Source organism: Halorubrum hochsteinianum (genome assembly GCF_023702125.1).
GTDB classification, from domain to species: Archaea; Halobacteriota; Halobacteria; order Halobacteriales; family Haloferacaceae; genus Halorubrum; species Halorubrum hochsteinianum.
Genome location: NZ_CP098415.1, coordinates 2,329,360 through 2,341,446 on the forward strand (window position 1 = coordinate 2,329,360; position 12,087 = coordinate 2,341,446).

A 12,087-nucleotide genomic window follows, 5' to 3' on the forward strand; every position below is an offset into this window, starting at 1 on the left:
CGGGCAGCTGAACGCGTCCAGAGGGGCTAAAAGGGCGTTGTTCCAATTTCGAGTATGACGAAAGACGACCCGTCGAGTCCCGTGCCCGTCCGCCCCGAGACCGTCCCCCGACGACGCCTGCTCGCCGGGGTCGCGGCCGCCGGTGCGGTCGCCGTCGCCGGCTGCGCCGGGGACGGGTCGAACTCGGCCGATCCGGTCTCCATCGACGACGACCGGGCCTGCGACCAGTGCGGGATGGTCATCGCCGACCATCCCGGAACGGTCGGACAAGTCCACTTCGAGGACGACGAGCCGGAAGGGGGCCGCCCGGCGCAGTTCTGTAGCGCCACCTGTGCGTACACGTACCGCTTCGACGCCGAAGACGAGGGGCGGACCGCGCTCGCGACGTTCCTCACCGACTACTCGGCGGTCGATCAAGCGGTGTTTGAGGAGGGTGGCGACACGATGTTCTCCTCACACGTCGAGAGCGAGGCGTTCGGTCGCGAAACGGCCCTCACCGTCGTCGCACGCAGCGAGGTGATCGGTGCGATGGGACCCGACCTGATACCGTTCAGCGACGAGGGGGACGTCGACGAGTTCGTCGCGGAGTACGGCGGCGAGGCGATGCCCGCGAGCGACGTGGACCGCGCGACGCTGGAGGCGCTGTAAGGGCGGAGCCCCACCGAGAGGCTCAGATCTTCGGGAGCTCCCGTGCGCCGGATATCCCGCCGGCGATCGCCGAGAACCCTAACGTCGCGACCAACTGCGTGATTCCGGTGATGCCGGCGCTGGAGAGCGCCCCGGCCACCAGCACGGTGAGCGCGATCACCGCTAGCATGACCACCGCTTCGCGTACGAGGATGCTCCGGACGCGCGCTCTGCGCCGCTCGCGTCCGGTCTTCAACGCCGGTACCACGTCCTTGATCCTGGTCTGAACGAGGTAGTTCGTGAGCCCGGCCAGGAAACCCGCGAACAGGGACCACCCGACGGGCAGGAGGTCAAACTGGCCGCCGGCCGGCTCGGCGATCGGCTCCGTCTCCTCTGCCCCGGCGGCCTCGTCGGCGGTGTCGTCCGTTCCGCCCGTTCCGCCGCCGTCTGTTCCGCTATCGGTCTCCGAGGGCTCGTCGCTGCCGTCGGCGTCCCCCGTCTCGCCGCCGGCGTCACCGCCGCCATCGCCTTCGGTCTGGTCTCCCCCGTCACCGCCGTTACCTCCGTCGTCACCGCCGCTGCCCGCTCCGGCGCTCCCGCCGGAGCCATCTCCGCCGGTACCGCCACCTCCATCCCCGGTACCGCCACCTCCACCCCCGGTACCGCCACCGCCGGAGTCGCCCCCTTCGTCGGGGGTGTCGACCTGAAGTTCTATCGTTCCGGAGAAGCTGCGCTGGTCGGTCGAAACGGTCGCGCCGAACGTCACCGACTCTCCCGGCTTGAGAGTGACCTCCCCGCTGCCGAAGGACTCTCCGGTGTCCATCCGTTCGACCGTGATCCGATCGTCGGTGCTCTCCAGTTGGACCGTCGTGGTGCTGTCGCCGTCCTCGTACCCGCCGAACCCGACGACGAACAGGTCGTCGACGCGCGTCTGACTCCCGGGTGGCAGCGCGTCGAACTCGAGCCGTACCTCGTCGTTCCCGTCGAACCGGACGTATTCCTCGCCGTTCTCGCTGTCGGCGGCGTCGAGGTACACCTCGGAGCCGGGCGCGACCTCATCGCCGCCGGTGAACGCCGCCGCGGTGGCGGTCGCGCCGCTGAGGAGGACGACGAGGGCGAGGACGACGACGGTGGCACGGTTCATTCGTTCGGGTCGGACTAGCGGGGGATCTCCCCTGCCTGGGGTCGCGGATCGGCGGCCACGAGTCGGTTCGCCGAAGCGGTCGAGTCAGGATGACTAATTGTCGACGGCCTCCGCGACGAAAGTCACCTTCTCGATGCCCTCAAGCGCAGTTTTGTCCCCACCGTTTCTGAGGTCGACGACGACGTCGACGTTGACGCTGTCTCCCCGATCGTCCCCGTCTGCCCCCGCGTTCAGCGTGATACTGTTGTCAGTACCGACGATGGACGACCCGTCGTGTTCCCGGAAATCGAGGATGTCGTCCTCGCTCTCGTCGCCATCGTCGCTGTCCCACTCGCCACCGAGCAAGTCGCCGTCTTCGACGTAGAGGTCGACGTCGGGCGCGGAACTCCCCGTCCCGTTGTTCGTGACCGTGAGTGCCTTCAGGAACGACGTTTTCGCCTGCTCGTTGAGGTCGTCCTGCGCGAACTTGACGACGCTCGCCGAACTCCCTTCGCTGGTCGTTTCAATGATCTGTCCCGCTCCGTTTTCGTTCTTCTCGAATCCGATCCGGGCGTCCGCGTCGTTCTTCACGCCGAGTTCGACGCTCCGATCGGCTTCGACCGTGGTGAACGCCCCCGACCCGAACGCGGCCCCGACCCCGACGCTCGACAGACCGACACCCGCCAATAACGCTCGTCGTCGCATTACGTTCGCGTACGCGGTGTACGGGTATATTATTGAACCAATTTAGCCCCGGTGACCGACCGGTTCGGTCGCTTCTGGGTGTGCTTGAATCCCGTCCCGAACGGCTATATGATCCATTTAGGAGGCTAACTCGCCGGATTAGTAAGTGGATGCCGTGTGTACGGTGGAGTACAGCAATGAAGCTCAATCGCAGGAGCGTGTTAGGTGCGATCGGTCTGGCCGGCGTCGGAACGGGAGCCGCGTTCGGGTCGGGGGCGTTCAGTTCGACGACCGCGGAACGCGCGGTCGAAGTCAACGTCTTCGGCGCGGGTGACGGACCCGACGGCGTTGTACAGGACCCGAGCGATGACACCGAAGAGGAAATCGCAGACACGATCACTAGCAACTCGGTTGACGTGCTCGTGGACACGTCGGACGACGACGTGACGGTTCGTGACTCCGGGGGAACTGACTATGATTACGATCCGGAAAGCGATAATCCTGGTACCGCGTCGCTGTTCCCTTCAAATACCGGCACCTACGATGTCGGTAACGAATACGTGAGTCTCGTTGCCAACGACGTGACTGTCGTCTTCGGAAACAACGGTGGACTGCCGCCGAACGCGACACTCGGCTACGATGACCTCTTTACGTTCGTGCCGAACGCCGGCGACTCTTCCTCTAATTTTGATGTGACGTTCGGAAGTTCCGACAGTCCCGGTGATGTGCTCACGAAGGTCGATGGAAAGGATGTTACCACACGGGCTGTCGTGTCAGTAGCCAGTGGTTCGTCAAGTTCAACAAACTCCGTTGACGCCGAAGTCGAGACGACGACCACGAGCCCCGAGAGCGAGCGCCTCGATATCCAGATCGAGGAGCAGTAGCCCGAACACGGCCCCTAAACACCGAGCTATCACCGCAACTCCGGTGAAAAGTGACGTTTCGGACGATATTACCCCGGGCCCGTCGCTACCGCCCCGGCGACCGTTGAGAGAGTCAAATGGGTTCATTAATATGTCACTAGACGTACGTTCAAGTAACTGAGGCGGACCCGTTCGGTCCGGGTTCGGACGACTCGCTAACATCATGACGGCTGCTACGACGCAAGTGACCGAAGACGACCGTTCACTCTCTCGCGACGAGATTCACGACCTGCTGAGCAATCCGCGACGGCGGTACGCCCTTCATATACTGAAGCGGGACGACGAGACCGCAGATCTCTCGACGCTCGCCGAAGAGGTCGCGGCGTGGGAAAACGAGAAGCCGGTCTCGGAGGTCACCTCGAACGAGCGGCACCTCGTCTACACCTCCATACAGCAGAACCACCTCCCGCGGCTGGAGCGCGCCGGCGTCATCACCGAGGAGAGGGGGCGAGTCGAACTGACGAGCGAGGCGGAGGAACTCGACGTGTACATGGACGTGGTCCCCGGCGATTCGATCCCGTGGGCCGAGTACTACCTCGGTCTGTCCGCGTTCTCGCTGGCACTCCTCGCGGCCGTCCGGGTCGGCGTGTTTCCGGCGTCGGTGCCCGACCTCGCGTGGGGCGTCGTGATCGCGGTGCTGTTCACCTGTTCGGCCGCGTATCACACGTACCAGAACCGAGAGATGCAACTCGGCCGCGGTGAGGAACCGCCGGACCGAAGAGTCTGACCGGCCGGAGTCCGACGGTCGGACCGTACTCGTGAAACGTGGCTTTGTGTGATCGTTCTGGTATTTTCGACCTAAAACACGTCTGTCACTCAGATATTATATTTTATGTCGACACCACGGAGTGGGCGTGAGAACGCGTCCAGTCGTGCCGACCGTCGCTCAACGCGCTCCGCCGAACGACGAGCTGGCCGGCTCGACGACGGTCGCTGAGAGGCGTAGACCGCCACCCGTGAGGTGCGGCGCTACTGGGAGGGCTCCGGGACGAGCGTGCCCGCGCTTCCGTCCTGACTCGTCTCGTACAACCGCTTCACCTGATCGCCCGAAAGCGCAATGGAGTGAATCTGCGGGTTGTCCAGCGCACCCCTGAACTGGTAGTCCCCGTCCGGCCCGTTACCGATCAGCAGGGGGCTCTGGGTGTCTTGCGGATCCGGCAGCGACGACGTCGGCTCGTACACCATTTCACCGTTGATGTACACGCGGTCGTTCGATCCGTGACACCAGGCGACGTGATTCCACCCATCGTCGAGCGTACTGTCAGTGTTTACCAGCGAATCGGGGCCGACTTCGATGAAGACGGTGTTCTGCTCGGATCCGTCGAAACCGCTCCCGATGAAGAGCTGATAGCTTTTCTCGCTTTGGTCGCTACCCCACTTACTGAACAGTCGCCCCAGACCGAAGTCACCGCCCCCAGCGTCACCGGTACCGTCTCTGTTGCCCGGAAGAACCCAGACGGAAAGCGTGAACTCACCGTCCAAATTCAGCGAGTCGTCGCTTCCGACTTCGATTTTTTTCTCTCTTTCGTGCTTTTTCCACTTTTCGTAGAGATAATCAAACACTCGATCTCGTGACCGAGAGTCTGCGAAAGACACCGGGCTTCCATCGTTCTTCGGTCGATTACAGTCGTCCCAGTCATCTATCGTAACTTTATGCGTACTCTGGCGGGGGTTCCAGTAGGAGACACGCGGGTCAACTACGGTAACGTCACGGTCGGCCTCGAAGCGGTGTGTTTCGCCGTCGGCAAAGATCGTGAAGGCGACTTCCTCCTTCTCTCCCGGGCAATCCAGGGTCGCCGTGATCCACGCGGACTCTTCCGGTTCGATGTCGTCGGGGGCAGAGATGTCTCTCAGCGGCGCACTCGGCGCGTCGATCGACACGTCGATCGGCTCGTCGGACCGGTTCGTTATCTCTCGTAGTTGTACTCTTTCACCCGCGTATCCGACGACGGTCTCCGGTCCGGAGACGCCCAGTAGCGCCTCCGAGTCGTTCGACGTACTGAGATCGGCGTCCCGATCGCTGCGGATCGCCACGGAACCGTTGGAGTTCCACGCGGACAGCCCGGCACCGCCCGCGATGAGAGCGATCGCACTCCGTCGAGTCCACTTACGACCCATACGACCCCCCAGTTGGTGACGTTCCGAGCAGACGGATGGCGCGACCGACCGGAGCCGAACCGCGAGCGAGAGGACGCACGCCGCGTCGACGGCGTTGCGACTCGAACGCGCCGGATCCGAGTATCGGCTGCGTATCACGCGGCTGACGAGCCTCCGCGTCGCGGGACCTCATCACTCCTAGATGTTAGTTAGCCGGAATAATAAGCTATTGCTCCTGAGTTAGGGCCGCGGTCCGCGGCGGGCGGTTCGGTCTGTGCGACGTCCTGAAACCGACAGACTGCGTCCGATATGAGGCACGGAGGAGTCAGGACCGGAGACGCTCGACCGTCGCCCGGATAGCGTCGAGCGAACCCGTTCGTTACCGGATAAGTCGCTTGATCCATCGAGCGAGCGAGACGTCGCGGCGACGTTCCCGAACTCGCCTGTTGCCGAATCCGAAGATCGCACCGACGATCGTGGCGATAGTTCCGAGTCCCAAGAGATTGAACGCCGCGACAGAAGCGAGCGGATGGATCGAGTGGAGTCGGGCGATCAGCGACGGCGGGGCCACGAGGAAGTACCGGTGCTCAGACATCGTAACCACCGTTTGTTCTCCGGAAGGCGGGGCGGTCACCGTCATCGTCGCCGTCGCCGATTCGTCGCGAGGAACGGCCAACTCGTTCGGCGAGATATCCGCCTCCGGATGGCTCGTCTCGAGGATGACGAGCATCGCGATGAGGCCGTCGTTCTCGGCCATCAGGTTGGCCTCCGCCATCTCACCCGACTCGGTCTCCACGGACGTCGCGTCCTCGTCGATCGTCACCTGCTGTGTTCCGGTCGACGCGATCATCGCGGCGTTGGCGGGCAGGAGTATCAACAGCGCGAGCGCCAGCACGATCCGACGCCCGCCGACTTCCCCGTCCGCTCGCGAACGGTCACGTGTGCGGTTCCGCCGGCGGCTACTCCGCAGGTCGTCGACGAACACGACCAGCAGTAACGCCAGCCCGAGCGAGACGAACAGACCGCTGATCCCCCGCGATCCCACCGTGGCGTCGAACCCGAGCGACTCTGCGGCGGTGGTTTCCGCGTTTTCGGCCGCGTTCCGAACGGCCTCGATCCCGCTCCCGAGTCCCGGGATCCGAACCACCTGTCCGTTCAGTTGCAGCGCGGTCGCGACGATCCGGTCCTCCGTCACCACCGGCTCGTCACCCTCCTGGTCCCGGAACGGGTTGTTGTCTCCCCTCGTGACGTAGCCTCCGGCGGTCTCACCGACGACCCGGTGAGTCGTGAGCCCGCCGCCCTGAAGCTCAATTGCCTCGAAGACGACGACGTCGCCCTCGTCGACGGGTCCCGACACCGCCGCCGGCACGGCGACGAACCCGTCGCCGGCCTCTAGGGTCGGCTCCATGCTGCCGGAGGTGACGTACCCAAGAAAGACCGGTTGCCCGGCGAGCTGACCGGCCACGATGCTGACAACGACGAGCACGGAGACGACGGCGAACGCGTCCCTTGCCGTCTCCCGTGACATGTGTTCCACACTTCGGCATCGAGCTTTAAATCACCGAAGATCGCGACCCGTCGCCGCCCGATCGCAGCCTCCGCGTTCGTCGTGAACGCGGTCGGAGCAACAGGCCGCAGGTGCGTAACGCGGCCGCGAGGATGGAGCGACGGGAACCGTCGCTCGGTTGCGGGGCCTCTTTGTCGACTCCGTCTCCGACGCCGGCCGAGCCGCGAGTGCCGCGCCGGCTACTCCGCAGCGCCCCAGTCCGCGACGCGCTTCGGCCGGTCGGAGACCGCCATCACGTCGAGGTCGTCGCCCGCGTGGTCGAGCGCCTCCAGCGCCGCCTTGGCGGAGGCGTGCGTCGAGAAGTAGGTGATCTCCTCTTCGACCGCCACTTCGAGCAGGTCGCGCTGGCGCGAGACGATCAGGTCGAGGTCGCCGCGCTTTGCCGCCTCGATCAGGTCCGTCGCCTCGCTGAGTTCGAAGTGCTCAGCGTAGCCGCTGACGAGTGCCTCTCCCGCCTCGGTGCCCGGGTCGGGGAACTCCTCGGCGGAGAGGTCGACGACGGCGGTGCCGGACTCCGGGATCGGCTTGCCCGTCGAGTCCTGCGCCTTGTCGTACGCCTTGCCGAAGGAGGTGGCCGTGCCCATCACCTCGCCCGTCGACTTCATCTCCGGGCCGAGCCGCGGGTCCGATCCCGGCAGGCGGTCGAACGGGAGGACGACCTCCTTCACGGAGCGGTGCTCCGGGATCTGCTCGTCGACGTCGAGGTCGGCGAGCGTGAGGTCGTCGGTCATCACCTTCGCCGCCAGCTTCGCGATGGGGACGCCCGTCGCCTTCGAGACGAACGGGACCGTCCGCGAGGAGCGCGGGTTCGCCTCCAACACGTACACCTCGCTGTCGGCCTCGGGGTCGTCGACGCCCGTCACCGCGAGCTGGACGTTGAGCAGGCCGACCGTGTCGAGCGCGCGGGCGATGTCCTCCGTCACCTCGCGCACCCGGCCGAGCGTCTCGTCGCCGAGCGAGCGCGGCGGGATCATACAGGCGGAGTCGCCCGAGTGGACGCCCGCGCTCTCGACGTGTTCCATCACGCCGCCGAGCAGGACGTCCTCGCCGTCCGCGACGGCGTCGACGTCCAGTTCGACCGCGTCGTCGAGGAACTGGTCGACGAGGATCGGCTTGTCCGGCGAGACCCGGACCGCCTCCTCGATGTACTCCTCAAGCTCCGCGTCGTCCTCGACGACCCGCATCGCGCGCCCGCCGAGGACGTACGAGGGGCGCACCAAGACGGGATAGCCGATGTCGTGGGCGAGTTCGAGCGCCTCCGCCTCGCTCGTGGCGGTGCCGCCGTCGGGCTGGGCGACGCCGAGCTCGTCCATCAGGACGTTGAACCGGTCGCGGTCCTCCGCGAGGTCCATCGCCTCGACGCTGGTTCCCAGAATCTCGCAGTCCAGTCCGCGGCGCTCGATCTCTGCCTGAAGCGGTTCGCCCACGTTGACCGAGGTCTGCCCGCCGAACTGGACCATCACGCCGTCCGCGCCGGTCGTCTCGATCACGTCGGCGACCTCCTCGGCCGAGATGGGCTCGAAGAAGAGTCCGTCGGAGGTGTCGTAGTCGGTCGAGACCGTCTCGGGGTTGTTGTTGATCACGTGCGCGTCGATGCCGAGTTCGCGGAGCGCGCGCACCGCGTGGACCGCGCAGTAGTCGAACTCGACGCCCTGCCCGATCCGGATCGGGCCGCCGCCGACGACCACGACGCTCTCGACGTCCGGGTCGACGCGGACCTCGTTCGCCGCGCCGGCGGTGTCGGCCCCCCGAAGGAACTCCGGTAGGCGCGCGGAGTAGTAGTACGGGGTGGAGGCCTCGAACTCGCCCGCGCAGGTGTCGACCTGCTTGTACGTGCGGTCGGGCACCGCGCTCTCGACCTCTCCCACGTCGGCGTCGACGCCGCCGGCGGTCGCGGTCGCCGCGATCTCGGCGTCGGTGCGGCCCACCATCGCCGCCTCGGTGAAGTCGCCCTCGGCCGCCGCGGCGGTGCCGTCGGCGATCCTCTCGAAGCGCTCGACGTACCAGCGGTGGATGCCGGTGAGGCCGATCACGTCGTCGACCTCGTAGCCGCGGTCGAACGCCTCGAACATCGCGTACGGGCGGTCCGGGCTGGGGCGTTCGAGGTACTCCGACTCCAGTTCCGCGTCGGACACGTCCTCGAAGTCGACGGCGGGGTCGTACTCGGAGGAGCGCAGCGCCTTCACCATGCTCTCCTCGAACGTCCGGCCGATCGACATCGCCTCGCCGGTGGACTTCATCGCCGTGCCCAACTCGAAGTCCACGTCGTCGAACTTGTCGATGGGCCACCGCGGCACCTTCGTCACCACGTAGTCGATGGCCGGCTCGAAGGCGGCGGTCGTCTCGCCGGTGATCTCGTTGTCGATCTCGTGGAGCCGCTTGCCCAGCGCGACCTTCGCGGTGACCCGGGCGATCGGGTAGCCGGTCGCCTTCGACGCGAGCGCGGAGGAACGGGAGACGCGGGGGTTCACCTCGACAACGCGGTACTCGCCGCCGGGCGTCCCGTCGTCGTGCCACGCGAACTGGATGTTACAGCCGCCCTGAATGCCCAGGTCGCGGATGACTTCGAGCGCCGCGTCGCGCATCTCCTGATGCCCGTCGTCGGGTATCACCTGCGAGGGCGTGACGACCGTCGACTCGCCGGTGTGGATCCCCATCGGGTCGATGTTCTCCATGTTACAGATGATGATACAGGAGTCGTCGGCGTCCCGCATCACCTCGTACTCCAGTTCGACCCAGCCCGCGATGGACTCCGTGATCAGCACCTCGCTGTTCCGCGAGAGGCGGAGCCCCTTGCGGACGCGCTCGACCAGTTCCTCGAACTCGTCGACGACGCCCGACCCGGAGCCGCCGAGGGTGTACGTCGTCCGCGCGATGACGGGGAGCCCGCCCACGTCGTCGACGGCCGACTGGACGCGCTCGCGGAACGCCGCCTCGTCGAAGTCGGTGACCGACTCGTCCTCGTCTAAGGAGATGGTGGTCGACTTCGGCACCGGCTGGCCGAGCCCCTCCATGCGCTGGCGGAACAGGTCGCGGTCCTCCGTCGCGTAGATGGTGTCCAGCGGCGTCCCCATCACGTCGACGTCGTACTCGTCTAAAATCCCCTCCTCCGCGAGCTCCGCGGTGACGTTGAGGCCGGTCTGTCCGCCGAGGCCGGCGATGACGCCGTCCGGCTCCTCGATCCGAACGACCTCCGCGATGGCCTCGGGCGTGATCGGCTCGATGTACACTCGGTCGGCCGTCTCCGGGTCGGTCATGATCGTCGCCGGATTCGAGTTCACCAGGACGACGCGAGCGCCCTCCTCCTGAAGGGCGCGACACGCCTGCGCCCCGGAGTAGTCGAACTCGGCCGCCTGTCCGATCTGTATCGGTCCGCTGCCGATGAGTAGAATCGTCCGGTCCTCGCTCATTACGCGGACGGAATACGCTCATCGTAATAAGGTCGGCGGTAGAGTACGAATCTCGCAACGAGTTTGCGATTTTCGCAAGTGAATCCGTCTCACGGGGCTTGAGCTCGTGTCCCACGACCCGGGGTGAGGCGGTCGGGGCCGCGACCGATGACGCCGGACTCGCTTACAGACCCCGGACCCGCTTATAGACCCCGGACTCGCTCGTCCGCACAGCGTCCGATCGGCCGTCTGAGCCGTTCACCACAAGGAATTTATCGGAAACCCGGTGACTTCGAGGCGGACATGCCCTGTTCCCGCCGCCGCGCCCTCCACCTGCTCGGTGCCGCCGGCGCGACCGTCGCGACGGCCGGGTGTCTGAGCCCCGGCAGCCTCGACTCGTACGCGCTCGTCGGCGACGAACCGGACCTCTCGTCGATCGGTCGACCGTACCTGTGGCCGGACCCGACCGCCGTCGACGCCGCGACTCGCGTCGACTTCGCGACCGAGACGAAAGAGGCGTATCTGTCGGCACTGTTCGAGACCGGGAGCGTGACCGTCAGACAGTGGCCGCTCGTCGGGCGCGACTCGTGGGGGACCGAGACCCGTCCGCGGCCGACGTTCCTCGAACGCGACGGGACCTTCCACGAGGTCCGGATCGCCGAGGAGCGACGCCTCGAACTGGAGCGGTGGCACCTCGCGGTCGAGCGGACCGACGAGACGCCGCCCGACGACGCGACGGTCGCGAAGCCGCCGTTCGGCCTCTCGGCGCAGGACGAGCGCGTCCTCGACGCCGCGCTCGACGCCGTCTACGCGGGCCACGACGGATTCCTCGGCGACCCCGAGTTCGACGAGCGACAGACCGTCGAGTACCACCACGAACTCGACGCGGCGGCCAGCGCGCTCGTCCCGTCGCCGCCGTTCGCGTTCGTCGAGTACGAGGGCGAGTACTTCCGGCCGGCCGCGGAGCGGCGGACGGTGGAGGTCCCCGAGTGGACGTACGCGCTCAGCGAGATCGCGGAGGGCCGGAGCCGGTTCGAGGAGTACGCGCGCGCGGCGATCGTCGAGCGCGACCTCGGCGACGCCGGGCTCTCGGACGCCGCGCAGGGGGTGTTAGACGACGCGCTCGCCGAGGAGCCGCGCCGGTACGAAGAAGGGGATCCGCCCTCGGACGCGCTCGTCGACGCGCTCGACGCGCTCGGCGTCGCCGGCGACCTCCGGCCGATAGGGGAGTACGACGACCGGGTCGACTTCAGAAACGTCGTCGTCGACTACCGGGACGGGCCCTGTCGGTTCCACCTGATCGTCTCGCCGTAGACCGACCGCGCACCCACCCTTCGGCGCGGCGAAACCGTTCCGGACGCCGGACCGACTCAGGTTTCGAGCCGGTAGCGGTACGGTTGGCCCGCGATGACCTCGATCTCGCCGCGCTCGGCCCGGCGGCCCAACACCGTGGCGACCCGGTGCGGGCTGTCGATCGCCTCGCAGTCGTCGCACTCCTCGACGAGCGCGAGGATCTCCCGGGCCGTCAGCGGCTCCTCGGCCTCGGCGAGCACGCCGCGAATCCGCTCGTACCGGTCGTATTCGCCGGCACTCATGTGTCTTACGTACGGTCTCCGAACATATAGGGTTCAGTGAGACAGGAGTCGGACGGCTGTCTGACACGAACGTTGTAACGGT

10 protein-coding genes are annotated in these 12,087 nt (G+C 66.4%); 4 read left to right on the forward strand and 6 right to left on the reverse strand.

Annotated elements, in window-relative coordinates; translation table 11 throughout:
* Nucleotides 1–54: 54 nt before the first annotated feature.
* Nucleotides 55–648 carry a nitrous oxide reductase accessory protein NosL gene (locus NAF06_RS11860; protein ID WP_008585680.1) on the forward strand — a complete coding sequence of 198 codons (594 nt, stop codon included), beginning with the start codon at nucleotides 55–57 and terminating at the stop codon, nucleotides 646–648.
* A gap of 22 nt (nucleotides 649–670) precedes the next feature.
* Here NAF06_RS11860 and NAF06_RS11865 read toward each other — a convergent pair whose 3' ends face one another.
* The gene (locus NAF06_RS11865; RefSeq protein WP_008585678.1) at nucleotides 671–1,771 is read right to left on the reverse strand and encodes a hypothetical protein; all 1,101 of its coding nucleotides are present in this window, start codon (nucleotides 1,769–1,771) and stop codon (nucleotides 671–673) included.
* Nucleotides 1,772–1,864: 93 nt separating this feature from the next.
* Nucleotides 1,865–2,455 carry a TafE family fimbrial adapter protein gene (gene tafE / locus NAF06_RS11870; protein ID WP_100243520.1) on the reverse strand — a complete coding sequence of 197 codons (591 nt, stop codon included), beginning with the start codon at nucleotides 2,453–2,455 and terminating at the stop codon, nucleotides 1,865–1,867.
* A gap of 176 nt (nucleotides 2,456–2,631) precedes the next feature.
* On the opposite strand from tafE, the gene tafA reads away from it, so the two are divergent.
* Nucleotides 2,632–3,318, forward strand: a complete 687-nt coding sequence (gene tafA / locus NAF06_RS11875) for a fimbrial protein TafA (RefSeq protein WP_008585674.1) — start codon at nucleotides 2,632–2,634, stop codon at nucleotides 3,316–3,318.
* Between the two features lie 202 nt (nucleotides 3,319–3,520).
* Nucleotides 3,521–4,084, forward strand: a complete 564-nt coding sequence (locus NAF06_RS11880; protein WP_049908836.1) for a DUF7344 domain-containing protein — start codon at nucleotides 3,521–3,523, stop codon at nucleotides 4,082–4,084.
* 242 nt (nucleotides 4,085–4,326) lie between these two features.
* Here the strand turns inward: NAF06_RS11880 and tafC are convergent, their stop codons facing one another.
* From tafC to carB, 3 genes are all read right to left on the reverse strand, one after another.
* Nucleotides 4,327–5,475, reverse strand: coding sequence for a TafC family fimbrial protein (tafC, locus tag NAF06_RS11885; RefSeq protein ID WP_008585669.1), 1,149 nt, complete (start codon nucleotides 5,473–5,475; stop codon nucleotides 4,327–4,329).
* 358 nt (nucleotides 5,476–5,833) lie between these two features.
* Nucleotides 5,834–6,982 carry a signal peptidase I gene (locus NAF06_RS11890; RefSeq protein ID WP_008585667.1) on the reverse strand — a complete coding sequence of 383 codons (1,149 nt, stop codon included), beginning with the start codon at nucleotides 6,980–6,982 and terminating at the stop codon, nucleotides 5,834–5,836.
* 218 nt (nucleotides 6,983–7,200) lie between these two features.
* A complete protein-coding gene (carB, locus tag NAF06_RS11895) occupies nucleotides 7,201–10,431 on the reverse strand; it encodes a carbamoyl-phosphate synthase large subunit (protein ID WP_008585665.1) in 3,231 nt (1,076 codons plus the stop codon).
* A gap of 282 nt (nucleotides 10,432–10,713) precedes the next feature.
* Between carB and NAF06_RS11900 the strand changes: the two genes are divergently transcribed.
* On the forward strand, nucleotides 10,714–11,724 hold the full coding sequence (locus NAF06_RS11900) for a hypothetical protein (protein WP_008585664.1): 1,011 nt from the start codon (nucleotides 10,714–10,716) through the stop codon (nucleotides 11,722–11,724).
* A 56-nt stretch (nucleotides 11,725–11,780) separates the two neighbouring features.
* Here NAF06_RS11900 and NAF06_RS11905 read toward each other — a convergent pair whose 3' ends face one another.
* On the reverse strand, nucleotides 11,781–12,005 hold the full coding sequence (locus tag NAF06_RS11905) for a hypothetical protein (RefSeq protein ID WP_006627747.1): 225 nt from the start codon (nucleotides 12,003–12,005) through the stop codon (nucleotides 11,781–11,783).
* Nucleotides 12,006–12,087 lie beyond the last annotated feature (82 nt).